We start from the raw sequence: 25,438 nt of genomic DNA, 5'->3' as shown, positions 1-25,438 counted from the left end.
ATGTATGGAACAACTGCTTAAAGAAGCATACGGTAATGTGTTTGAACCGGCACTATTAACAGATATTGCCAATGTAGCTACACTGGTTGATTTTAAGGAAGGTGATCACCTTATCGAAATAGGCCAATACATACGCCAAATGCCACTTTTAATAAACGGAGCTATAAAAATAATCAGGGAAGACCGCCAAGAGGGCGAGCTATTGCTGTATTTTCTTGAAAAAGGAGATACCTGCGCCATGACCCTTGCCTGTTGCCTTGGCGATACAAAAAGTGAAATCAGGGCTGTTGCCGAAACCCGCGGTACCGTAGCCATGATACCCATAGGGAAAATGGAAGAATGGCTTGGTAAACATAAAGGCTGGCGTAATTTTGTTTTTAGCAGTTATAACAAAAGACTGTCTGAAATGCTCTCGGCTATAGATAACCTGGCCTTTATGAAAATGGATGAACGCCTTTTAAGCTACCTGAAAGAGAAATCCAAAGTAAACCAATCAAAGGTAATAACCAATACGCACCAGGAAATTGCGTATGAACTTAATACTTCGCGAGTGGTAATTTCTCGCTTGCTAAAAGCCCTGGAAAATGAGGGAATAATTAAATTAAACCGCAATACTATTGAACTTTTAAAATAAACGAGCTTGTGTAACAATTGTTACTGCACAGGTCTTTTGCCCACTATACTTTAGCCTGATATTACTAAAGACGATTCTATGGATTTTTTAGCTATATCAGGCTATTTTCTTGCCTTGTTAGTGGGCATATCGCTTGGTCTTGTAGGCAGTGGTGGTTCTATACTTACGGTTCCTATACTGGTATATTTATTAGGGTTTGATGCAGTTACTGCCACAGGCTACTCTTTGTTTGTGGTGGGCAGTACCGCCCTTGTTGGCGGGCTCAGGAATACATTTCAAGGCAATGTAGATTTTAGTATCGCTATGCTTTTCGGTATTCCGTCCTTAATTACAGCATACCTGGTAAGGGCTTTTCTTATTCCTGTTATACCTCATGTCATTATTAAGACTGGAGGTGTTATTGTAACCAAAGATTTACTGTTAATGGTGCTGTTCGCCGTAATTATGTTACTGGCAGCCATAAAAATGATTCGTTCATCGGTACAGACTACCGAAGTTATAAATGTATCAAACCCCAAAATAATACTGAGTGGAGTAATAACAGGCTTGCTTGCAGGGGCTGTGGGTGCCGGTGGCGGTTTCCTTATAATACCTGCACTGGTTTTTCTTGCAGGGCTACCTATGAAAAAAGCGGTTGGCACATCGCTATTCATTATAGCCATACAATCATTAGCCGGTTTTGCCGGAGATAAATTTGAACAGGCTGTAAACTGGAAATTTCTAATTCCCTTTACTCTTGCAGCTATTGCCGGTATTTTTATAGGCATAGTGTTCTCACGGAAAATACAAGGCGAAAAACTAAAAACAGTCTTTGGGTATTTTATACTGCTTATGGGCATTTACATAGTTGCTAAAGAACTCTTTATAAAATAACGGTTGTGTAACTTTTGTTACTGCACAGTTTCACTGCACAAACTAATTTTACCATATAAATATCAACAATCTTAATTTAAAAATTACACTATGTATTTTCAACACGTATATGATAAATCACTGGCTCAGGCAAGCTATTTTATAGGTTGCCAGGCAAAAGGCGAAGCAATAGTTATAGATGCAAAAAGGGACATAGACACCTATCTTGAAATTGCAAAGCAAAACAACATGAAAATAACCCACATTGCCGAGACGCATATTCACGCCGACTTCCTGGCAGGATCGCGCGAATTGGCCGCTGCTACGGGAGCCAAGATGTATCTTTCTAATGAAGGTGGCGAAGGATGGCAGTACGAATTTGAACATGTAGGTTTAAAACACGGAGATGTGATTACTGTGGGCAACTTAATCCTAGAAATACTGCACACTCCCGGACATACCCCCGAAAGCATCAGCTTTTTGCTGACTGATAAGCCTGCTACAGATAAACCTGTCATGGTATTTACAGGCGACTTTGTTTTTGTGGGCGATATAGGAAGACCTGACCTTTTAGAAAAGGCCGCAGGGTTTATAGGAACCCAGGAAAAAGGAGCCAGACAAATGTATGAGTCCATACAGCGTTTTACCGAACTTCCCGAATATGTTCAGGTATGGCCGGGGCATGGTGCCGGTTCAGCTTGTGGTAAGGCATTAGGCGCCGTTCCAAGTTCTACTGTGGGATACGAACTAATTAGAAACTGGGCTTTTCAATATGCAGACAATGAGGCTGGTTTCATAGACTATTTGTTAGACGGGCAACCGGAACCGCCTAAGTATTTTGCCATGATGAAACACCTTAATAAAGTCGATCGCCCTTTGCTTGTTGAAGTTCCGAAACACAGTAAACTGAGTAAAGAAGCATTTTTACAGGCGTACCAGGACGGAATAAAAATAATAGACACGCGTAATAAAGTTGATTTTGCCGAAGCGCATTTACCGGGAGCTATAAACATTCAGGGGAACAACTCTTTTGCCACCTGGTGCGGATGGTTTTTAAATTATGAGGAGCAATTTATCCTTATTGCCGATGAAAGCCAGATGGATGATCTTACCCGCAAGCTAATGCGTATAGGACTTGATAATGTATATGGTTTTATAGATGATGTTACCGCACTGGGTATACCTACCGAAAGCAGTGAGATTATAGATATACAGGCTTTTAAAGAAAGTGTTGATAATCCTGACGTTCAGATTGTTGATGTACGTGGCGAAAATGAATTTAAAAGTGGCCACGTTAAAGGTGCCGACAATGTGTTTGTAGGCACTCTTGAAAAAAACCTTGCTAAGATTAATACGAATAAGGAAATTGTAATTCATTGCCAAAGCGGAGATCGCGCCACCATAGCACAATCAATATTTGCTAGAAATGGCATTAAGGTTAAGAACTATTCAGGAGGAATGAAAGAATGGAGTGAGACTGTAAAATAAATATTTTGACTTAATTGAAAGTGAAATCTTAGCAGCCTATTTTGCAATAGCCTTCCATATTAAAACAGTTAAAATTAAAGCCACAGTTATGTGGCTTTAATTTTTAAATTTCAATTCAACAAAGAAACCTCTCGTGGTAAACTCACAATCTTTTCTACTACTGTTAGCCTAAAATAACAATCGTGGTTTAAGTATTGTTACATTATATTAACACCGCGCCACCGGCAGACAAATCATACGTTCAGACATCAGTGACATTATAAGTATTTATCCTGTAATGTAAATTCAAAAGAAATTGATTAGCTGTGTGAACTAAAAATGGTTGTTATGGAACAGATTGTTATAGAAAAATTACCCCGTGAGGTCGGAAGGTTACGAAAAAAACTGGAGTATATTGAATCAGTACTAAGTAGTACGTTACCCAAATCATTTAAGAAAAGTCCCGTTAACCAAAAATGCCATGCCAGTTATAACAAGAGTGACCTGGCGCAACTGTTCTATATTTTGATGGATGAAAGCATTCTGTTTTTCGATGCAAATGATGAACGGACAAACCGTAGTAAAATGCAGGAATTTATTAAAACCCATTTCACATTTAGTGGTGATGCCGGGCTTCAAACGCCAATACTGGAAATAAGCAAACAATTTTCCGAAGCAAAGGGCTATACCTATCGTGACCGTCAATTACTGTTTTTAGATAAACTGCTTGAGGTGTTGCAACAACGGCGTGAGCGCATCGCCAGCCGCTAATCAATAAGATTTTGCAAAATTATACATGATTTAAAAAATATGCCATGAAAGAGACTAATGAACGACGATTTGGCTATGTTGCTGCTATAAAGAAACTACTTGAACCGCTGTACGCCAAACTGGATACCATCGATTTAAAAATCAAGGGACAACAAGCTAAAACCCAAAAGAAGTTTTACCGTAACGAAGACCTGAAAAAGATCTTTGGTTTATCGAATAACACCATAATTAAATACCGCCAAACTGGAATCCTACCTTTTACCAAACTTGGGGATATATACCTCTATGATGCTGGAAAAATAGACGAGATACTAAAAAGCAACCAGCCGTAACCAGTTCGTTTTCAAAATTGATGGAACCACTTTTTTGATTGGTTCCGTGTTTATCGTGTTTTGTTACTAAATAATTTTTCCACTTTTTCAAGGTCGGCATCAATCTGAAACACCGGGGTAAAATCCTCAAGGCGGTCAAAAAAATATGCCAGTTTTAAAAGGGATTCCAGCGAGATTTGTCCGGATGTTTCAAAGCGTTTCAAGCTACCATACGACACACCTGAGCGTTGCGATAATTCCAGTTGCGAAATACCGGTCTTTTTGCGTAATTGCTGTGTCTTTAGGGCAAGTCCTTTCATTACTGAAGCAGGTGTTTTTACGACGCTATACTTTGACATAAGTAGACAATATATTATACAAATATAGATATTTCAAGCTTTTTTAGATAATATATTATCCATAAAGTAATGTTGCGTCATATTATAATTCATATCGCATCAATGATTTAATACTGTAAAATATAGAAAGCAGGCGGAACAAAGTCGCACCTGCTTTTTAAACTCAACTTGAAGCTTAGGCAAAACGTTTTTTCAACTTTTCCATATCTTCCTTTACATTCACATCTAAAACTTTTGCATAGTGCTGTGTTTGCTTGATGTTGGTGTGTCCCATCATCGCAGACAGGTTTTCAATCCGTACACCGTTAGCCAGGGCTACGGTAGTGGCAAAAGTATGCCGGGCAACATACCAGGTCAGGTGTTTATTGATACCGCAGATGTCGGCAATCTCCTTGAGGTAAGCGTTCATCTTTTGATTTGAAAGCTTAGGTATGAGTCCATCCTGTTGCCCTTCGTATTTATCAATAATCTTCAGCGTAGGCGGAAGTACCGGCACATTGGCTTTAATGGCCGTTTTAGCCCTTTTGGTAAGAATCCACAGATCATCATTTCCATCTTGAAATAAGTTCTCTCGCGTGAGATTACAGGCATCTACGGGAGCATAGCCCGTATAGCAGCTGAAGAGAAATATGTCACGTACTTTTTGCAGGCGTTCGTTAAATATGATCTTCTCCTCAATCGACGTAAGTTCAGCCTGGGTTAGGAAAACAGCATCGGTTACTTTCAGTTTACCATCATATACCATGAACGGGTTTTTATCCAGTAAACCCATTTTAATGCAATAGTAGCAGGCTGTTTTGTATACACGGATGTATTTGACAACCGAATTGTTTTTTATGCCGACCTTTCCATTGAAGCTACTTTCGTATTTCAGGAATTCTTCAAGATGGTATACAAAGCTGCTGTCAATGGCTATAGCTTCAATATCGTCCAGATTGTATTGCTTTTTCATAAAGTTGGCCAATAAGTCTTTTGCGCGGTTGTATTTCTGAAAAGAGCCGGGGGCACGCTCGCCGGTTTCCACCTTACGTTTAAAGAAGTCGGCGTGTTTGCCCATTACTTCTAGTATGGTAATGGACTTAGGTTTTTCATTGATTTTTGTTTTACCCTTGATTTCATCACGCAAAAACTCAAGGGAAATATCAGCATCAATTTTTGACAGCTCATAGAATTTCTTTTCAAGGTTTAGCTGAAAGACTTCAAGGGCTTCCTTAATAACCTTTTCCTTGTCCATCTTAAGGACATTCCTGAGATTGTTGGTAAATAGCCAACGCTCTTTACTAATTGACTTACCAGTGGCCATGGTAATGGATTTGTCTCTTAGAGAAATTCGGGCAAAAATGGGCGCTAAGCCATCTTTATCGACTTTCTGTGACTTGATGTAGAAGATTACTTTTAACATAATTTCCGGTTTTTAAATTAATTTTAAATTGACTTAAAAACTTTTCAAGTTGCCAGTGTTTACAGGGAATTCCCGAGGAAACATTTCATTTTAGTGTACCTAATTTGCCCAAAAAAGTGAAAATTTTCATAGGTACACTAATAGGGTAACTAACTTATGAAATGATATGTGTGTTTTGATACCCGATTCTGAAGTTGTAAATGTCTTGGGCAGTGTGGCAATTAGCACATAAATACGCTAAACCAAACCGGGTACAGAAACCTAAAATCTCCTAAACACCCAGCAAATACTGGTGTTTCAAAGGATATGTCACCAAAAAGACACTCAGATTTCAATAAGGCACAAAACAAAAAAACCTTCAAATACTGATGTATTCAAAGGTTTTTAATTTTTAGAAGTTCTCTTTCAAACTCCAGGTGGCGGAGAAAGAGGGATTCGAACCCCCGGACCTGTTACAGTCAACGGTTTTCAAGACCGCCGCATTCGACCACTCTGCCATTTCTCCAGTAAGCACAGCGTTTGTGTGCTTTATTGTGGTTGCAAATATAGTAACGTTTTTGGGTTTTGCAAGCACTTTGCCGCTAAAACAGCAAGGTTATTTTTCAACTTTGCTTAACCGTTTCATTACCTGAAATTTAAATTCAGGATTTTTGGGTTAAAAAGTTACGTATTCGGTAATTTCAAGGCCATAACCTATCATCCCTACACGTTTTCCGTGTTCAGAATTGGTTAACAGGCGTATTTTGCTTACGTCAATATCGTGTAGTATTTGTGCTCCTATACCAAAATCTTTCACATCCATTTTAGGTTGTGGTGCTTTCATTACACCTTCTGCCTGTAATGTTTTTAGCTCAGTTATTCGTTTAAGCAGGTGCGATGGCTCGTTACCCTGGTTTATAAACAGTATAGCACCTTTGCCTTCCTCATTTATTTTCTTGAACATACTGTCCAGTTTAGAGTCGGCATCGTTTGTGAGTGTACCCAGTAGGTCGTTGTTTATCTGTGTACTGTTAATACGGGTTAGTATTGGCTCTCCGGTATTCCAGCTACCTTTTGTAAGGGCTATGTGTACTTGTTTATTAGTTGTTTGCTCATACGCGCGCAGCCTGAACGATCCAAAACGTGTTTCTATCTGAAAGTCTTCTTTCTTTTTTATCAGGCTGTCGTGTTGCATCCTGTACGCCACAAGGTCTTCAATAGAAATCAGCTTCAGGTCAAATTTTTTGGCTACTTCTACCAGTTGTGGCAGCCTTGCCATAGAACCATCTTCGTTAAGTATTTCTACCAGTATACCGGCAGGTTTAAGGCCGGCAAGGCGGGCAAGGTCTATAGAAGCCTCGGTATGGCCTGTACGCCTTAGTACGCCGCCTTCTTTGGCACGTAGCGGGAATATGTGTCCAGGACGTCCCAAATCGTATGGCTTGGTTGTTTCGTCTACAAGTGATTTAATCGTCTTAGCCCTGTCATGTACCGATATACCTGTGGTACATCCATGGCCTATAAGGTCTATAGATACGGTAAAAGCGGTTTGGTGTAGTACGGTATTATTGGTTACCATAGGGTGAAGATCCAGCTCATCGCAACGCGCTTCGGTAAGCGGTGCACATATAAGTCCGCGGCCGTGGGTAGCCATAAAGTTAATCATCTCAGGAGTTACCTTTTCGGCAGCGGCTATAAAGTCGCCTTCGTTTTCACGGTCTTCATCATCTACCACCACAACCACCTTACCCAGGCGGATGTCTTCAATGGCTTCTTCAATGGTATTAAGCCTGATTTTGTTCTGTGCTATCGTAGTTGTCATAGTTAGTGTTAGTTACTGTAGGGCTCTTGTAATGTTCTATGGCGCCCTTCAGGTTCTTTTTGTTGTAAAAATACAGGATGATATATAATACAGGGCCGAATACCCAAGCCAATACAGCTGGCAGGCTGTTTTTGCGGCTTGCTATCCTGAAAACCCCTCTTAGGTTCTTTTCTGATACAAATACTATTACGTACAGTAGTGCGATTACTACAAAACGGACAATCATTACAGCTGGTTTCAGTTTGGCTTTTATAAGCAAAGCTGCCGCTGCAAAAACCACTAATCCTATAACCGAGTATATTTTGTATCGTTCGGCAAGTATTTCTAATTCCAGGTAATTACGGTCATACAAATAGCCTTCTTCTTTTAGCATTTCTTGTGTTATGCCCCGATTATCCAGTATTTTTAGTGCCTTCTTACGATATAGCTCCGTATAATTGTATTGTTTTGATGTTAATACGATTTGTTTTAATTGAACATCGTTATAACTGTTCATTAGTTGCCATTCTTCATCTTCTACAGGAATAAAAGTGTCCAGGCGTACTACAGGTATGTACAGTTTCTTCTTGCTGAAAAGTTTAGCAAGTGGTACTGTAAGCCATTCCATGTTTATTACCAGGTTCATGTCGTTTGTGGCACGATAGGTAAAGAGTATGGCAAACGGCGTAAGCACAAAGCTCGACATCCACGAACCCATAAAAGGAGGTATGCCGTTTTCCTGAGCTACTTTTTTACCAAAGGTATTGATAAAGTGGAAGATAATAAAAATAAGTACTGCAAATACTATAGGAAGCCCGAGGCCTCCTTTGCGGATGATGGCTCCCAGTGGCGCACCTATAAAGAACATCATAATACAGGCATAAGCTATAACAAACTTATCGTAGAAGGCTATCCAGTGGCCGTTTATGTTCTTTATTTTTTCCTCCAGTCCATTCTTGCCCGATGTAATTACGTAGTCTGTACTACCTACGTTGTTTGCAGCCAGCTCCAGCACCCGGGTTTTGTCGTCTTTAGCTGTAAGAACACTTAGCAGGTCTTTTCGTGCAGTTTTTTTCTCTTGCTTGGTTTTGGTAGTATCCTTTTTTAACTGAAAAGTAGGTGTAAGTGCCCCTGCCGGACGTATAGCAAGGTTTTCAGCTACGCTTTTTGCCTCTCGTTTGTAATTTTTTTCAAGCGAGTCCAGCGTAAAGCTAAGCTCGTTTAGATTCAGCATATTATTGGTATGGGTAATCTGCTCATCATCCATACTTTCGCTGTTCAACGCAGTAAGGTCTATGTTCATAAGCTGGCGCGAAAAGCTGCTTTTGGCAAAAGGCATTTTTTCCCTGTCGGTAGATGAATTTCCCTGTATGTCTTCATAGTAATAACCATCATACAGTTCCAGCTGCAGCAGGTTACTCTTATCACTACTTTTTAAGAGCCCTCTCTTGGCACGAATAACAGTACCTGTACCCGAACCCAGTTTCTTTTTGTGAATGGTTACCCCGGTTAGCTTTTCGCCATTTTCGCCTGATTTTTTATCAACCTTAATGTTGAAAGACCCCACGGCATTAAACTGGCCTTCAACAATAGCCATAGCCGGTTTTTTCTGTATAATGTTTTTCCTCAGGCTGGTAAACTTATACTGTGCCTGCGGTATAACATTATTAGCAAAGAAAAATGCTACTATACTAAGCAGGAATATAAAAACGGTAAGCGATCTCATGGCCCTGCCCAGCGATATACCCGATGATTTCATGGCAGCAAACTCATAGTTTTCTGAGAAGCTACCAAAGGTCATTATCGAAGCAAGGAGTATAGAAAGTGGTAGTACCAGCGGTACCATGGTAGGGGAGTAGTACCCTAAAAACTTAACAATTACAAAAAACTCAAGGTCTTTACCAGCAAGCTGGTCTATAAACAGCCAGATACCCTGCAGTATGAATATAAAGAACAGGATGGTAAATGCAGACGCAAAAGTTTTTACAAATGAGGTAAGTATATAACGGTCAAGTATTTTCACCGGAATGTTTAATCTAATCGGTTAATGTAATAATTAGGGTATTTACTTTCGGTAAAGGTAAAGTGATTTTTTGACAAAGGCAGATTTGTCTTAAAAGAATTTATGGTAAACGTAGTTTTGGTGCCGTCTTTACCTATTTGTATCAGTGTATAAATGTGCTTAGTTTGCTGGTCTATACCTATTAATACATACTTTTCGTCAGTGTTAGCGGCGGTTGGTGTAAGCTTAATATACTGTATTTTACGCCCCTTTACCGGTTGTAAAATGTCCATACTGTACTTGTACCCGGTGCTAAAAAACGTTAGCATTTTGCTTGGGGTTAACCCGTCATTCTTTTGGTCGTCTGCCTTAGATATGGTTATTTCCTCATCTTCAGGTACTATATTGTATACTTTTTTTCCGTCAAAAATACGGGTTACACCCATAAAATTCAGAACATATTTTTCGCCCTGTAGTACCACGTTACCACGGCTTTCCTGGTTTTTATTTGTTTTGGGGCTATTTACCTGATAACGAAAATCAATGGTTATATTTTTGTAGCTTTTTATTTTCGCCGAAACCTCGTCAAGCAGGTTTTTTGCTTTCTGGGCATCCTGAGCGTGCAGGCTAACAGCAGATAATGTTATGAACAGTATAAGTATCCTGGCAAAACGTTGCATTATATTATTCGTTTTCTTCATTCTTAAAAAATTGATCCAGGGCTACCAGGTCAGGTATTATTACATTTCGGGCTTTACTGCCTTCAAACGGGCCTACAATACCGGCTGCTTCCAGCTGGTCTATAAGGCGTCCGGCGCGGTTATAGCCTAGTTTCAGTTTACGCTGCAGTAACGATGCCGAACCCTGCTGGGCGGTAACAATCACTTCGGCGGCTTCCCTGAACATGGAATCCCTTTCGCCAATGTCTATATCAAGATTAGTGCCACTTTCTTCACCTATAAACTCAGGAAGCAGGTACGCATCCGGGTATCCTTTTTGTCCGCCAATAAATTCGGTTATTTTTTCTACTTCCGGGGTATCTACAAAGGCACATTGCACACGGGTAAGATCATTACCCTGTGTGTAGAGCAGGTCGCCTCGACCTATTAGCTGGTCCGCACCCGGGCTGTCAAGAATGGTACGCGAGTCAATTTTAGAAGTAACCCTGAAGGCTATCCTCGCCGGGAAGTTGGCCTTAATAATACCTGTAATTACGTTAACCGATGGCCTTTGTGTAGCAATAATAAGGTGTATACCTATGGCACGTGCCAGCTGCGCCAAACGCGCTATAGGGGTTTCTACCTCTTTACCGGCTGTCATAATAAGGTCGGCAAACTCGTCTACTACCAGTACAATGTAGGGCAGGAAACGGTGCCCGTTTTCAGGGTTCAGCCTACGTTGTTTAAATTTCTCGTTGTATTCCTTAATGTTACGTACCATAGCATCCTTAAGCAGGCTGTAACGGTTGTCCATTTCTATACACAGCGAGTTCAGGGTGTTTATAACCTTGCTGTTATCAGTAATAATAGCATCGCCACCATCGGGTAGTTTTGCCAGGTAATGGCGCTCTATTTTATTAAACAGCGTAAGTTCTACCTTTTTAGGGTCTACCAGTACAAACTTAACCTCGGCAGGGTGTTTTTTATACAGTAGCGATGTAAGTACGGCATTAAGTCCTACCGATTTACCCTGTCCTGTAGCACCTGCCATAAGAAGGTGAGGCATTTTGGCAAGGTCGGTTACAAAGGTTTCGTTGCTAATCGTTTTGCCAAGAGCTATTGGTAGCTCCATTTCGGCGGTTTGGAACTTAGGAGAGGCTATTACACTCTTCATAGAAACCATTGTAGGCTTGGTGTTAGGTACCTCTATACCTATCGTGCCTTTGCCGGGTATAGGGGCAATGATACGAATACCCAGTGCTGCAAGCGATAGTGCAATATCGTCTTCCAGACTCTTGATTTTTGAAATACGGATACCGGCTTCGGGCACAATTTCGTATAGGGTAACCGTGGGTCCTACTGTAGCTTTTATCTGTGCAATGTCTATCTTGTAGTTGCGCAGTGTGTCTACAATACGGTTTTTGTTTTCTTCCAGTTCGTGCTGGTCTATAGTAATGCCTCCTGTAGAATATTCCTTAAGTAATTCAAGTGGAGGGAACTGGTAGTGTGAAAGCTCTAGTGTAGGGTCGAACTCGCCAAAATCACGCACCAGGCGGGCGGCAAGGTTTTCTTCTACTACAGCTTCGTCCTCTATTTTTTCTATTACGAAGTTTTCGTCTTCTGTTTCAATGATTTCGTGTACCTGTGGTGCCGGCTCTACAAAAGCAGTAGCTTTAGGTACATCAAGTTTTATTTCCGAAGCTTTTTCAATAGTAGGCTTCAGAGTGTCTTTATTAATCTCAAATTTTGAAACTGGCGGAGTTAAAGGAGGAACAGGATTTACAGGCGTTTCCGGAAGTATTTTCAGTTCCAGGTCGTCTACAATTTCCTCATACTCCTCATCATCCGCAGGCATATCTTCAAAATTGGGATGATATTCTTCATCTTCCTCTCCGTTTTCAGCCGAAAGCGCCTGCGCTTCGGCTACCGTAGCAGCCGGTACTACCGTGGTTTGTACACGTGGCTCTGCAACCGGGGCAGGAGCGGTGTCTTCTGATTCCTCTTCTTCTTCTTCAAGCCTGCGCTCAAAGAATCCTTTTATTGCATCAGGAGAAATTTTGATTCTTAAGAATAGGAATATTGCCAAAGCAAACATCAATATTAATAATGTGCCGCTTTTGCCTACATAGTCCTGTATAAACAGGTTCATTTCGTAGCCTATAACGCCTCCAAGTTCAGGAATGTATGCGTTAAAGAAACCAAACAGTATTGATACTATTATAGTAAGGTACAAATCCCAGAACAATGTTCTTTTTAACTTGCCTGCCGGTAAATCAAGTACAAGGTGCGACCCCAGCAGGAAAAAGAAACGGATAAGTATAAATGATGCTACCCCAAAACCCTGGTATAAAAATAGGTTAGCTATAAAAGCCCCGAATTTTCCCAGCCAGTTGTTTACAGGTACGTTTCTGTCTGTAAGTTGTGCTACAGCACTTTGATCGTCTTGCCAGTATAAAAAATACGACACAAACGACAGCAGCATTGCTACGGAGAACAAAAAGAAAAATACCCCAAAAATCACTTTATTTCTTCGGGATACGCGCCACGGCCTTTTTTCTGTTTCCGGTTTTTCAGTCTTTGCAGTGCTCTTCTTCGTTTTAGCCATACGTTATTTTTTCTACTTCTGTAAAAATATCAAAATCAAAACAATCCCGCTACTTTCGGGTAATAAATTATAATGCCGGCAATAGCTGCGGCAATAGCCACAAAAAACACAGCACCAGATGCCACGTCTTTTATAAAGCCTATTTTTTCGTTAAATTCAGGATGGATAAAGTCGCAAATCTTTTCAATAGCAGTATTTGCGCCCTCTACAGCAAGAACCATTCCTACCGCCAGGGTTTGTATCATCCACTCTTCGCGGCTTATGCCAAAGTAAAACCCGGCTATGGTAACAAGTACGCCTATAGCAAACTGCACCATAATACTGTGCTCGCTGGTTATAAGCGTATATGCTCCCTTAACAGAGTAAAAAACACTTTTTACCCTGCCTTTTACAAAACGGTTGTCTTTCATTTATTAAAGTGCTGCCAAAGCCGCGTCGTAGTTTGGCTCGTCTTTTATCTCAGCTACCTGCTCAGAGTACACTACGTTACCTTCTTCATTAATTACCACAACAGCACGAGAGTGCAGGCCTGTAAGAGGACCATCGGTAATAGTAAGGCCATAAGCATTACCAAAACTGCCATCCCTGAAATCTGAAGCTGTAGCTACGTTTGCAATTCCTTCGGCACCACAAAAACGTGTCTGTGCAAATGGAAGATCGCGCGATACACATACCACTTTAGTGTTTTCAAGCGAAGCCGCTTTTTCATTAAAAGCCCTTACCGATGCAGCGCAAGTGCCTGTGTCGATGCTTGGGAATATATTAAGGATCAGCTTGCTGCCTTTGTAGTCAGATAGTGAAGTGGTAGAAAGGTCGCCTTTTACCAATGTAAAATCAGCAGCTTTAGTACCATTTTCAGGAAGGTTACCGCTTGTGTGTACAGGGTTTCCACCCAATGTTATTGTAGCCATAATTGTGTTTTTTGTTATTATGCAAAAATAGTAAAATTAGCACACTCGAATGGGCATACGCCCTTTTTATAAGTATTGTGCAATATGTGATAAAACAAGTAGCTTTATGTAAACTACTTAAACATATCCATGCCCGGTATGTTTGGCATACCGTCTTTTGCCACAGCAGCCAGTTCGGCTTCGTTTACAGCAGTAGCTTTGGCTATAGCCTTATTAAGTACTAATACAAGGTAGTCTTCCAGTTGTTCTTTATCTTCAAGCAGCGCATCGTCTATGCTTATAGAACGAATAGCCCTGTTTGCCGTAAGGGTTACCTTCAGTAGGCCGTCAGTACTTTGTTCGTCTACCAGTGCGGTATCGAGCCTTTTTTTGGTTTCGTCCATTTTTTTCTGGGTTTCCTGTAGCTTACCCATCATTCCCATAATATCTCCAAACATTTTTTTCCGGTTTTAGTGTTTCAGTTGTATGCAAAAGTATTAAATTGGGTTGCCAAATCATAATCCTAAAAGAATGAAAAAACACTTATTTTTAATGGGTGTTATTGTTACTTTTGCAGGATATGCTTAAAACAGCACGATAAAAATGACAGAAATAATAACCGCGCCCGTGGCTGCCATAAAGCCCGAAAAGCTGGAGAAGCACGGCGATGTACGTATAGATAACTACTACTGGCTGAACCAAAGGGAAAACCCCGAAGTAATAGCCTACCTGGAGGCCGAAAACGAATATTATAAGCAAAATACCGCCCATACTAAGGCTTTTCAGGACGAGCTTTTCCTGGAAATGAAAAGCCGTATTAAAGAAGATGATTCGTCAGTGCCGTATAAATATAACGGCTACTGGTACATAACCCGATACGAGAAAGGCAAGGATTACCCTATCTATGCCCGTAAAAAGGAAACTCTGGAAGCACCTGAGGAAATTTTGTTCGACTGTAACGAAATGGCGCAGGGGCATAGCTATTTCCATCTTAGTGGACTTAGCATAAGCGAAGATAACAAGTGGGCTTCGTTTGGTATAGATACCGTATCGCGCAGGCAGTACACCATACAGGTAAAGAACCTGCAAACCGGCGAAATACTGCCATTTAAAATAGAAAACGCAACAGGTGGCTCTACATGGGCAGGAGATAACAATACGTTCTTTTATACACGTAAGGATCCTGTAACGCTGCGTTCGGAAAAAATATACAAACATGCGCTGGGAACTGATGTAAATGATGATGCATTGGTATATCATGAAAAGGACGATACTTACAACGCCTTTGTTTACAAGGAAAAATCAAGAAAGTACATAGTAATCGGTTCCAGCAGTACGCTTACTACCGAATTCCGTTTTATAGATGCCAAAAAGCCCGACGGCGAGTTTACATTATTCCAGAAGCGTACACGCGGACTGGAATACAGTATTAGCCACTATGGTGACCAATGGTATGTGTTAACCAACAAGGATAAGGCAACCAACTTTAAACTGATGGTTACGCCTGAAACTGCTACAGATAAAAAGAATTGGAAAGATCTGATTCCTCACAGGGCCGATGTACTGCTGGAGGATATTGATATTTTTAAAGATTACCTTGTGGTTAGCGAGCGTGAAAATGGCCTTAACACCATACGCATTATGCCATGGGAAGGAGAGGAGTACTATCTGCCTTTTGATATAGAAACCTATACTGCGGGTACAGCTGCCAACCCTGATTTTGATACAGACATACTGCGTTACAGCTATCAGAGTATGGCTACGCCTTCATCGGTTATCGACTTTAATATGAAGACGAAAGAAAAAACTGTCCTTAAGGAGCAGGAGGTTTTAGGCGGAAAATTTGATAAAGATAATTATACTGAAGAACGTATATGGGCTACTGCCAAAGACGGTACTAAAGTGCCTATCTCGGTAGTATACCGTAAAGGTATTGAGAAAGACGGCAGCAATCCGTTTCTTTTATACGCTTATGGTTCTTACGGTGCTTCAATGGATCCGTATTTCTCATCTATAAGGCTTAGCCTGCTGGATAGGGGCTTTATTTATGCCATAGCTCATATTCGAGGCGGAGAAGACCTGGGGCGTGATTGGTATGATAACGGTAAGCTGCTGAAAAAGATGAACACATTTACTGATTTTGTAGATTGTTCAGAATTTGTAATTGAGCAGGGATATACTTCATCCCAACATTTATATGCCGAAGGCGGCTCTGCCGGAGGGCTGCTTATGGGGGCTGTAATAAATATGGCTCCACAACTATATAATGGTGTTATAGCCCAGGTGCCTTTTGTAGACGTGGTTACCACCATGCTTGATGATACTATTCCGCTTACTACGGGTGAATATGACGAGTGGGGTAATCCGAACGAAAAAGAATACTACGACTATATGAAATCGTACTCTCCGTATGATAATATAACGGCCCAGGAATATCCTAATATGCTTGTTACTACAGGTCTGCATGATAGCCAGGTGCAATACTGGGAGCCTGCAAAATGGGTAGCTAAACTGCGTACACTTAAAACCGGAAACAAACAGTTGTTTCTTGATACTAACATGGATGCGGGTCATGGCGGTGCTTCCGGACGTTTTGAGGCGTTAAAGGAAGTTGCGAAAGAGTACAGTTTTTTATTAGATTTGGAAGGAATTAAAAAATAGTTTAAATTTTTTTGTTAGCTTTGCAAGGTTTTGAGGTTGCTAACTATTACACACAGGGCCTTGCTAACTTATTTTTTTTATGGAAGAAGAAATAAAAGCTTATAATAACGTATTGGAATTAATAGGCAACACTCCGCTTATTAAGATCAATAAGGTTACCGACGGATTAAAGGGGAATTTTTATGCAAAAGTTGAAGCTTTTAACCCGGGACACTCTACAAAAGACCGTATTGCATTATACATAATCGAAGAAGCCGAAAGGAAAGGAATCCTGAAACCGGGAGATACCATCATAGAAACTACTTCGGGTAACACAGGTTTTAGTGTGGCCATGGTAAGCATTATTAAAGGTTATGACTGTGTGCTTGCAGTAAGTTCTAAATCGTCTAAGGACAAAATAGACATGCTGCGTGCCATGGGTGCTAAAGTATATGTTTGCCCTGCAAACGTATCGGCAGACGATCCGCGTTCATACTACAGTGTAGCCAAAAGGCTTCATGAAGAAATGAAAGGATCTGTGTACATTAACCAGTATTTTAACGATCTTAATATGGATGCCCATTACAGGACTACCGGTCCTGAAATTTGGGAACAAACTAACGGTAAAATAACCCACCTTATAGCTTGCAGCGGAACAGGTGGTACCATAAGCGGTACTGCACGTTTCCTTAAGGAGCAAAACCCTAACATTCGTATACTGGGTGTAGATGCTTATGGTTCTGTACTTAAAAAATATCACGAAACTCGTGAGTTTGACAGCGAAGAGATTTATCCTTACCGCATAGAAGGCCTTGGTAAAAACCTTATACCTACTGCAACTGATTTTGATGTAATAGATCAGTTCATGAAGGTGTCGGATGAAGACAGCGCACATTCTGCACGCCATATAGCTAAGACTGAAGGTTTGTTTGTAGGTTACACCAGTGGTGCTACGCTTCAGGCTGCCAGACAGTATGACGAAGCAGGCGAGTTTGACGAAAACAGTAATGTAGTACTTATTTTCCCTGACCACGGTTCACGCTATATGAGCAAAGTATTTAGCGACGAATGGATGAACGAGCAGGGTTTCTTTGATAGTGTAAACATTGAAGAGGCACAGAAAATTGAATTTATCAAGTAAGAATTAATTTCTGCTTTTATATACGTTAGCCTCCGGTAATTTTTGCCGGAGGTTTTTTTATGTTTTTCCAATAATGAGATACACGGTAATTGCTGTTATTATCATTGTTTTTTATTTTTTGGTATGTAAGCTACGCCGCTTCATAATCATTAGAATTTGCGGCTATAAACTAGTCATAACTTCATAGCTGCATGCGGTACTATAAAAAGTAAGGCACACCGTGGGGTGCCTTACAGTATGTTGGTTGCTGTATATAGCGTTACTCATCCTAATGGTGCAGGTGCTTTAATTTTTAAAGATATTCATCTGCTCGTCATAGACAGGGCTTTTTATGTTTAAGAAATGCAGTACACTATGAAAAACATGGTGTTGGGTTAAATTATTTTCGGGTTTAAGTTGTTTTGAGCTGTCTGATATCCAAACTATAAAAGGAATTTCATATTGTTCTTTTGGTGCTATGCTAAGAGGTACTCCGTGCATATACAAATTCTTTTCACCTAAAGATTCCCCATGGTCTGATACAAACATCATGGCACTGTTATATTCTTTAAGTTCTTTTAAGTCTTCTATTACCTTAGACAAAATATAATCGGTATAAACAATAGTGTTGTCATAGGCATTTATCAGCTCATCATGAGAGCAGTTACCTAATTCTACACTATTACAAACCGGTTTAAAGGTTTCAAATTGCGCCGGATACTTTTTACTGTAAGTAGGTCCGTGGCTGGTGCTTGTATGCAGTATTATTAATATTTTATTTTTCTTGCTGGCCAGTATCTGTTCTTTAAGTCCGGCCAGTAATACTTCATCATAGTCGCAGTTTACCGCGCAGTTAGATTTTAAATCGTCTCTTTTCTGGTAGTCTTTTATGTGTACAGGCGGCTCTCCCCAGTTTGTGGTTCGCCATATAACTTCTACATTATTTCGGTATAAGTAGTTTGGCAAAATTTCATATAGGTCGCCTGTGTCTTTATGGTCTAAGATGCTTTTTACACCGGCTGTGGTGTATGTGGCGCTGGATGTGGCGTCAAAATGAAATACATTAGGAATTTTAGAAAGTAATGGGTTTGTGTTTTTACTATATCCGTAAAGCGAGAAGTTCTGTTTTCGTGCAGATTCACCTATTACCAGTACCATAACCGATTTTTTATTGTCAGCTATAGTAGCATTGGGTAGTATAATTTCTTTCTTATTTTTCTTGTATTTGTGTATATAAAACAAAGGTGTATTTACAGAATACGACCAGGGCATGGCAAGTCCGCCCAGGCGTTTTGAGTTTTTATCAATCCATAGCCAGTTTGTTGCGTTTGCAAAGGCTAAAACTATTATAAATAAAAGGGTAAGCGATGAGGTTTTTAAAAACTTCTTTGCGGGCACATTTTCTATCTTAACTTTTATGATATAGATGCTGGGAAGTACGCCCAGCAGTAGTACATACAGTACCAGTTTTATTGAAAAGAAGCTGCTTGATTCGTCATAATTAGTGTTTAGTATATTACCTATCATGGTTTCGTCTATTATGACCCCATAGGTATTTACAAAGTATACTGCTAAGGCATTAATTATAAAAAACATGACTAACAGTACCTTGCCTACAGCCCGGGATAAAAAGAAGATTAGATATAGCATAAAAGCATTAACAACCAGCATAAGGATTACAAGACTGATTATTAATATTACACCATTCAGGCTTTTATAGTCAACATTACTAAATACAAATTTGAAAAAAGGGTAGTGAAACAGTATAAAAATAGTGGCACTAATAAGTAATACAAATCGAGTAATTGTAATATTATTTTTTAACATATATGTAGGTTATTTTGTAGGTAGAAGCCAGTAAGGCCGAAAGCGATACGTAGTATATGGTTAAGTTTTCTTTAAAGATTTTAGTGATTAAAAATACACAACAAGTTAGAAATATTAAAACTAATACAGGACAATGTTTTCTGTCTCCAATCCAGCACCATAGTTTATATTTTTTACTCAGAAAAATAGCCGATGCTCCCGATATATATCCTATAGTGCACCCAAATACAACATCAAGAGGATAATGTGCCCCAACACCTACCCGGGATAGGGCAATAAGAATACCTATACATATAGCTCCTATATAGTATAATGCTTTGTTTAAAGGTTTTTTTGGTGCAAATGCAAACAGTAATGGCGTAAGTATTGCAAAAATTGTAATTGAGTGGCCTGAAGGAAGACTATGTGAGCATAATTTTTTACCAATAATAGTAAAACTGCTGTTATTAAAAACTGCTGCAGGCCTTGGTACGGCAATGATTTTCTTTAATGTACATGAAAAAACAGACGAAATCAACAGGGAGAATAATAGAGCTTCCCAAATTTTTGGCACGTAAATAATTAAAATGCTCAATAGAGATAAGAAAATCAGTGCATCGCCCAATTGAGTGAGGTTGTATTCCAGGTTCGGAAATTGCGATAGTTTGGCATTAATTGAAATGAACCAGGATTTTTGAAGTTCTATGTAGTTATGCACGCTTAAGGCATCTTTATAGTATAGATATACTATTATTACTAACAGAAACGATAAAGGAGGAATAAAACAAGTGAATCGTATTCCGCAATAATTAGTATTTGTTTTTTTACTTATTTCTTTTAAAACTCCCGATAGGTAATTCATTTGGTTGTTAAGCATCAATGGTGAAATTTTAAGAATTTAAGACGAAAATGAGAATCAATTTTGAAGTTTTTCTGAAGTTTTAATTTGTATTGTGTTGTTTATCTTTATAGTTACTGTTATTTGTTGGTGCATTGTTTGTTTTTAAGCGATTTGTTTAAAGTTAAGTTCTTTAGGTAAGTTTTTGATTTTGTTAAAAATATATAAATTAAAATTAAAATGTAAAAAATAAGGTTAAAATTTTAATTTAATTTCATTTTAAGTGCGTATTTATTTTTAATTATATAATTAAATTATTCTTATTCTAAAAAGGTTATTATTGAAATGTTATCTAATTAACTCTGTTAATAGTTTGATAATAAATGAATTAATGGCTCTGCCGGAATGGTTAGAGGATAGCCTGCCAAATCACGTTTCGTGTTTTTGCCTTTAAAAGATTTTTTTGTGGGTGTAAAAAAAAAAACACCTTTTGCAATTCGCAAAAGGCGTTTTTTTTTTTGTGGGTGTAAAAAAAAAAACACCTTTTGCAATTCGCAAAAGGCGTTAGAGGGATTGAACCTAAGTCCTGAAACCTTGGTCATCGCTATGTTTTATATCATCAGTATATGAGACTGCACCGATTTTGCCCCAAAAGAATATTGATAAGTGTATTGATTTAATTAAATATTACTGCAAATTTACCAATTTATGTATATAAACTTTTTTTGCCAAGGTAGCTTAATGAGGCCTAATCCCCAAGACATTTTATCCATTAAAATATCCTGTGTTTTTCGTTCTAGGGTTAACACCTGAGTATCTTTTAGTGTTAATTTGCCCTGGCGTTGCAAAAATTCATATTGTAATAACCCTACTGATGATTTTTTCATCGCATCCCAGTTATAAAGTACGGCTTCAATAACTTTATCGGCTTCAGCTTTTTGTTTCTTGGAAAGCCTTACATGCCTATTAATGCTTTTATGTAGAGGGATGTTACACAGAAATTTTTCAAATAACATATTACTTTCGGGTTGATTTGTTTTACCTGTGGCAATGTAATGAAGCAAATGTATACATACTTCTGGTTTAGTAAGCTTTTTTGTTTTAGGATCCATCAGATTGCATCGCTTAAATAGGTTGCTAATGAAAGGGTGTATGATTACAAGTCCGGCATTTTGTACATGATAACCGTTTTCATATGCTTCAGTTTTTTCTTTACTATTGTTTAAACTTGTTTTTTTAAGTGGAATGTTGATGAAATTTTCTTTTTCTTTTAGAAGATTGTCATCAATTATATTCTCCTTTTCTTTTTCGTTTCTTTTTTTTAGAGTAGTGCCTTCTTCTTCTCCTGTAACAGATAGTCCTGTTTCTTCTAGTTTTTTATTAATTTTATTACTTTTATTATTTTTAGACGCTACATTAATTACTCTGTCATTTTTATCTATTGAAGGAAAAATAGTCAATATAATTTCCCAAATTTCATTTTCTGTCCCGGTTATATTTGCTCCTGTTGACAACGAGAACATTTTCATAATTTTCTCTTTAATATAATTTTCAAGGCTTTTATCGGTATTTGAAAAAGAAATAGTAGATATATCTAAAATCAGTGACCATACTGATTTCCTATCTGCATTAAACTGTTTCCACAGTTTTTTTAGAAGGTTAATTTCAAGCGATATAGGTACGTTTTTTTGAATTATTTTTTGGCAAATCTGCTTTATTTGATTGTCAGTTAGTTGATTAATTATTCGCTCCTCCACTTCAATATTTTGCATAAGATGGACAAGTTTGTGTGCAAAACCATTTGAAGAAACAATTTTATTAAACATCTTGGGCTCTAAAATAGCTATTGGTTTTTCAGTTGAATCCCACCATGGAATTGAGCCTGATTTTAAAAAATGAAGAAATGTTTGAAGCAATTGTTCTTCTTTTTTTAAAAGACTTATTTCTTTATGTAAACTACTTTCATTATCAAATTTAGTGTTAACTATTTCAGTAATTTCATTATTAAACGATGTTGTAATGCTGTTTTCAAGGTTGGTGTTTAGTGAGGTATGGCTTTCGTCAATATTAACGTTTAAACGCGTAATTTGTATTACGTGGGAAGGTAACTTAGCCTGAAAATCATTTAAACAGCTTTCAATTTTTGGGAAGATATCCATAGTTAAAAAGCTGCTAATGTTGTCTTTAATTTCAAATGCTTTTTCTTTGTTATTAACAGATACCTCTACAACAACTTTATGTATGATATGATTTTGTTCCACAATAAAAAAATATTCTATTAATCACTTCTATTAATTATTCAAACTCACCACCCCAAAATCCAGCTGGGCAACTACTTTGTTTAGACTTTTGTTTGGCGGTAAGCCTGCATCCGCATCCTCTTATAAAACCTTTTTTTGGCATGTTTGACACCTCCAGTGTTAGTGGATTTATCCATAAAAGGGTATTACAGCTATTACCATTTTTAAGGGGGCATGCGTCACATATTTTTTCCCTCTTTAAAAAAATCTGCTCTTCATCTTTTTGTACAAGTCCCATTTTTGAACGTAGTTCATTAAAATGGCCGTTTGCAATTTCATTACGCTTCTCTAAAAGGTCTTTTAATTTCATTTTATTTATTATTAAAAATTAGAAGTCCAAAATTATTAGATGCCGTCTCTGTGGTATAATTATTAACTGTAAGTATTCTGTCTTTGCAGCAAAAAGAAATTAGTTTTCCACATTTAGTCTCCAGTTATATAGTTTGCTAATTAATCTTGTAAAAAATGTCGGTATTTTTTTACAACACTATTATTTGTGTTGCTAAAATGTTACTAAAATGTTTTTAAAAAAATATGCATTATTTACATAGAAAAAAAAGCTGTTCTGATAAATATTAATAACACCGGATGTTTATTAATGTCCCATTTTACTAATGTTTTACCGATAATCTGCATATAAATCTGTTGAAAAGCAAGTTTACTGCAAAGACTGTTTTAGGAGCCCAAAATATTCTTTTTTTGATTAGAGCTCATTGTATGTTTGCACCGAACTAATTAATAACAGAGAAATCATGATTTATAAAGTACTAAAAGTTTTAAAAGATAATCTTGATACCGAACTAAATTCTGCTGATTCGGAATCAGGTACGGTAGATCCGGTTGAAGTTGTAATAGACAATATAGCCAGGGAAGAAAATGATGCATCGGCTATAACCAATAAAGTAGTTATTACATTATTAAATGCACAGGAAGAGCCAGCCCTGAAAAATACCCCGAGATACGAACTTGTAAGCACTGCCCCCAAGCAATATATTAAAGTAAATCCTCCTGCTTATTTAAATTTATACGTAATGGTAAGTGCAAACAGGGATAACTACGAAATAGCACTGAAAGATATTTCTAAAGTTATTGAAATTGTTCAAACTCAAAAAAACTTTACCAGCCCTACCAGCGATTTTACATTTAAAGCGCAGCTGCATCCGCTTCCATTTGAGCAGCTAAGCTATGTGTGGGGATTATTAGGAGGGAAAGTAATACCATCTGCATTTTACAAATTAAGTATCGTTAAAATACAAAAAGAAGGAGAAACAGATGCTGTAACAATTGAGACCATAGATGTAGTTACTCAAAAAATAGAACAAGAAAATTAATATTAACATAAATTTTTAGAACATGTCAGAAATTAAAACACCGGGTGTGTATGTAGAGGAGGTTTCAAAGTTTCCGCCTTCAGTGGCTCAGGTTGAAACAGCTGTGCCTACCTTTATAGGATATACCCAGACATCACCTGCAGCTCTTGTACCGAAAAGGATAACATCTCTTGTAGAGTATGAAACGTATTTTGGTGGTGCTAATAAAGAGAAAATAGTACTGCATGATACTGTAGACGGGTTAACACTTGAAAAACCGGATGCAACGTTTTTAATGTATTATTCATTGCAAATGTATTTTGCTAATGGTGGTGGTCCATGTTATATCGTTTCAGTAGGCAATTACCCTACCACACCTATTAACACTACTTGGAAGACCTCAGCTTTAAGCGCCTGGGAAAGCGTTGAAGAGTCTACACTTGTTGTTTTCCCTGATGCTGTAAATCTTGAAGAAGTGGATTTTTATGCACTTTATCAGGATGCTATAAGCAAAGCAGAAACGCTAAAAAACAGGTTTGTTATACTGGATACTTATAAAGGAAATTTAAACGTAGATGCAGTAACACAAACTACCACAATAGAGGATATTAGGGATAATGTGCCAAGTTCAATTCAGGCGGCTGCATATTTCCCTCACCTTAAAACTGCATTGAATTATACCTTCAACGAAGATGCAAATATTGAACATACTGGGTTACAGACAACAGCATCACAGCCATTTTTTGTTGATGAAAAGAATCAACTAACTGTATTACAATCTCAAATTTCAAGTGCAACGGGTGCAGCAGTAGTAGCAGATCTTTTAGAACAGGTTATTGCTATAGTTGATGAGATTAACCTAACCGCAGACGGTCATGTATCTACAACTGATGTAGTTGCTGATTTTAATCAGGCAAGTGCTGTAAATGGTACCATAAATGCCTCAGTAAATACTCATATTACGGCTTTAATATCGGCTGTTAATAGTGCTAAAGATGAGAAAGGTGCTGCGGACGGCGTATCACTAAATTCTATTAAAACAACAAATTCTAACCTATACAACCAAATAAAGAAACTAATAGGAGCTCTTAATGTTGTTTTGCCTCCTTCGTCTTCTATAGCAGGTGTATATGCAAAAACAGACGGTACTAAAGGTGTATGGAAAGCGCCAGCTAATGTGGGGCTTAACTATGTAGTAGCACCAACCGAAAAAATTTCTGATGAGGAGCAAGAAGATCTTAACATAGATACTACAGCAGGTAAATCAGTAAATGCTATACGTACATTTTCTGGTAAAGGTACCCTGGTGTGGGGTGCAAGGACCTTTGATTCAAACGACAATGAATGGAGGTATATATCTGTACGCCGACTTTTTGATATGATTGAAAAATCTGTTCAAAACGCAACTGAAAGGTTTGTATTTGAAGTAAATGACGCCAGCACATGGGTAAAGGTTAAGGCTATGATAGAAAACTACCTTAACCAGCTGTGGATGAGCGGAGCACTTGCAGGCAGCAAACCTGAGCAGGCTTACCAGGTAAGAGTTGGGATACCGGATGGTACTATGGTTGATACAGATGTAAATGAAGGCAGGATGAACATAGAGGTGGCCATTGCGGCAGTACGCCCTGCAGAGTTTATTGTACTGCGTTTTTCACATAAACTACAAGAAGCATAATAAAAATAGTTAAC

22 protein-coding genes, 1 tRNA gene and 1 pseudogene are annotated in these 25,438 nt (G+C 38.4%); 9 read left to right on the top strand and 15 right to left on the bottom strand.

Translation table 11 applies throughout. From position 1 onward, the window contains the following. The first annotated feature begins 4 nt into the window (after nt 1-4). The 5 genes from ACLI1A_RS11905 (at nt 5) to ACLI1A_RS11885 (ending at nt 4,056) form a co-directional block, all read left to right on the top strand. Nucleotides 5-634, top strand: coding sequence for a Crp/Fnr family transcriptional regulator (locus ACLI1A_RS11905; protein ID WP_322626067.1), 630 nt, complete (start codon nt 5-7; stop codon nt 632-634). Between the two features lie 78 nt (nt 635-712). After that, complete coding sequence (locus ACLI1A_RS11900) at nt 713-1,507, top strand: sulfite exporter TauE/SafE family protein (RefSeq protein WP_322626068.1); 795 nt, start codon at nt 713-715, stop codon at nt 1,505-1,507. Nucleotides 1,508-1,597: 90 nt separating this feature from the next. Continuing rightward, nucleotides 1,598-2,974: a rhodanese-like domain-containing protein gene (locus tag ACLI1A_RS11895; RefSeq protein WP_411408879.1), complete on the top strand. Its 1,377-nt coding sequence runs from the start codon at nt 1,598-1,600 to the stop codon at nt 2,972-2,974. A gap of 327 nt (nt 2,975-3,301) precedes the next feature. Further along, a complete protein-coding gene (locus tag ACLI1A_RS11890) occupies nt 3,302-3,724 on the top strand; it encodes a hypothetical protein (RefSeq protein WP_411408878.1) in 423 nt (140 codons plus the stop codon). Between the two features lie 44 nt (nt 3,725-3,768). Beyond that, nucleotides 3,769-4,056 (top strand): helix-turn-helix domain-containing protein, encoded by a 288-nt coding sequence (locus ACLI1A_RS11885; RefSeq protein WP_411408876.1) that lies wholly within the window; start codon nt 3,769-3,771, stop codon nt 4,054-4,056. Nucleotides 4,057-4,106: 50 nt separating this feature from the next. Here ACLI1A_RS11885 and ACLI1A_RS11880 read toward each other — a convergent pair whose 3' ends face one another. The 10 genes and pseudogenes from ACLI1A_RS11880 to ACLI1A_RS11835 all read right to left on the bottom strand — a co-directional run bounded on the left by ACLI1A_RS11880 (nt 4,107) and on the right by ACLI1A_RS11835 (nt 14,190). Then, nucleotides 4,107-4,394: a helix-turn-helix domain-containing protein gene (locus ACLI1A_RS11880; RefSeq protein ID WP_411408875.1), complete on the bottom strand. Its 288-nt coding sequence runs from the start codon at nt 4,392-4,394 to the stop codon at nt 4,107-4,109. Between the two features lie 175 nt (nt 4,395-4,569). Then, a complete protein-coding gene (locus tag ACLI1A_RS11875) occupies nt 4,570-5,796 on the bottom strand; it encodes a tyrosine-type recombinase/integrase (protein ID WP_411408874.1) in 1,227 nt (408 codons plus the stop codon). A gap of 417 nt (nt 5,797-6,213) precedes the next feature. Beyond that, nucleotides 6,214-6,301: transfer RNA gene (locus ACLI1A_RS11870), tRNA-Ser, on the bottom strand. A 150-nt stretch (nt 6,302-6,451) separates the two neighbouring features. Then, entirely contained in the window at nt 6,452-7,597 is a 1,146-nt protein-coding gene (ribB, locus tag ACLI1A_RS11865; RefSeq protein ID WP_411408873.1) for a 3,4-dihydroxy-2-butanone-4-phosphate synthase, read from the bottom strand. Between the two features lie 625 nt (nt 7,598-8,222). Next, a pseudogene (locus ACLI1A_RS11860) lies at nt 8,223-9,599 on the bottom strand (LptF/LptG family permease); the annotation flags it as partial. Between the two features lie 8 nt (nt 9,600-9,607). Then, nucleotides 9,608-10,279 (bottom strand): LolA family protein, encoded by a 672-nt coding sequence (locus ACLI1A_RS11855; protein ID WP_411408872.1) that lies wholly within the window; start codon nt 10,277-10,279, stop codon nt 9,608-9,610. Next, nucleotides 10,263-12,842: a DNA translocase FtsK gene (locus tag ACLI1A_RS11850; RefSeq protein WP_411408871.1), complete on the bottom strand. Its 2,580-nt coding sequence runs from the start codon at nt 12,840-12,842 to the stop codon at nt 10,263-10,265. The genes ACLI1A_RS11855 and ACLI1A_RS11850 overlap by 17 nt, the downstream gene beginning before the upstream one ends. Nucleotides 12,843-12,877: 35 nt before the next feature. Continuing rightward, nucleotides 12,878-13,252: a diacylglycerol kinase gene (locus ACLI1A_RS11845; protein ID WP_411408870.1), complete on the bottom strand. Its 375-nt coding sequence runs from the start codon at nt 13,250-13,252 to the stop codon at nt 12,878-12,880. Nucleotides 13,253-13,255: 3 nt separating this feature from the next. Then, entirely contained in the window at nt 13,256-13,753 is a 498-nt protein-coding gene (tpx, locus tag ACLI1A_RS11840; RefSeq protein WP_411408869.1) for a thiol peroxidase, read from the bottom strand. Between the two features lie 113 nt (nt 13,754-13,866). Next, nucleotides 13,867-14,190, bottom strand: coding sequence for a YbaB/EbfC family nucleoid-associated protein (locus ACLI1A_RS11835; protein ID WP_411408868.1), 324 nt, complete (start codon nt 14,188-14,190; stop codon nt 13,867-13,869). A 145-nt stretch (nt 14,191-14,335) separates the two neighbouring features. On the opposite strand from ACLI1A_RS11835, the gene ACLI1A_RS11830 reads away from it, so the two are divergent. Both ACLI1A_RS11830 and ACLI1A_RS11825 read left to right on the top strand, forming a co-directional pair. After that, complete coding sequence (locus ACLI1A_RS11830; protein ID WP_411408867.1) at nt 14,336-16,393, top strand: S9 family peptidase; 2,058 nt, start codon at nt 14,336-14,338, stop codon at nt 16,391-16,393. Between the two features lie 79 nt (nt 16,394-16,472). Next, the gene (locus ACLI1A_RS11825) at nt 16,473-17,513 is read left to right on the top strand and encodes a PLP-dependent cysteine synthase family protein (RefSeq protein ID WP_411408866.1); all 1,041 of its coding nucleotides are present in this window, start codon (nt 16,473-16,475) and stop codon (nt 17,511-17,513) included. 285 nt (nt 17,514-17,798) lie between these two features. On the opposite strand, the gene eptA is transcribed toward ACLI1A_RS11825, so the two are convergent. The 5 genes from eptA to ACLI1A_RS11800 form a co-directional block, all read right to left on the bottom strand. After that, a complete protein-coding gene (gene eptA, locus ACLI1A_RS11820) occupies nt 17,799-19,319 on the bottom strand; it encodes a phosphoethanolamine--lipid A transferase EptA (RefSeq protein WP_411408865.1) in 1,521 nt (506 codons plus the stop codon). Continuing rightward, nucleotides 19,306-20,160, bottom strand: coding sequence for a phosphatase PAP2 family protein (locus tag ACLI1A_RS11815; RefSeq protein WP_411408864.1), 855 nt, complete (start codon nt 20,158-20,160; stop codon nt 19,306-19,308). The genes eptA and ACLI1A_RS11815 overlap by 14 nt, the downstream gene beginning before the upstream one ends. Before the next feature lie 341 nt (nt 20,161-20,501). Further along, on the bottom strand, nt 20,502-20,738 hold the full coding sequence (locus tag ACLI1A_RS11810; RefSeq protein WP_411408863.1) for a hypothetical protein: 237 nt from the start codon (nt 20,736-20,738) through the stop codon (nt 20,502-20,504). Nucleotides 20,739-20,834: 96 nt separating this feature from the next. Continuing rightward, a complete protein-coding gene (locus ACLI1A_RS11805; protein ID WP_411408862.1) occupies nt 20,835-22,397 on the bottom strand; it encodes a contractile injection system tape measure protein in 1,563 nt (520 codons plus the stop codon). 34 nt (nt 22,398-22,431) lie between these two features. Beyond that, nucleotides 22,432-22,746, bottom strand: coding sequence for a hypothetical protein (locus ACLI1A_RS11800; RefSeq protein WP_411408861.1), 315 nt, complete (start codon nt 22,744-22,746; stop codon nt 22,432-22,434). Between the two features lie 442 nt (nt 22,747-23,188). On the opposite strand from ACLI1A_RS11800, the gene ACLI1A_RS11795 reads away from it, so the two are divergent. Next, nucleotides 23,189-23,767, top strand: coding sequence for a DUF4255 domain-containing protein (locus ACLI1A_RS11795; RefSeq protein WP_411408860.1), 579 nt, complete (start codon nt 23,189-23,191; stop codon nt 23,765-23,767). A 22-nt stretch (nt 23,768-23,789) separates the two neighbouring features. Continuing rightward, nucleotides 23,790-25,424, top strand: a complete 1,635-nt coding sequence (locus ACLI1A_RS11790) for a phage tail sheath family protein (protein ID WP_411408859.1) — start codon at nt 23,790-23,792, stop codon at nt 25,422-25,424. Nucleotides 25,425-25,438 lie beyond the last annotated feature (14 nt).

It is taken from the genome of Flavobacterium sp. RHBU_3 (genome assembly GCF_046613565.1).
Taxonomy (GTDB): domain Bacteria; phylum Bacteroidota; class Bacteroidia; order Flavobacteriales; family Flavobacteriaceae; genus Flavobacterium.
This window is presented reverse-complemented; position numbering and strand designations above follow the sequence as displayed.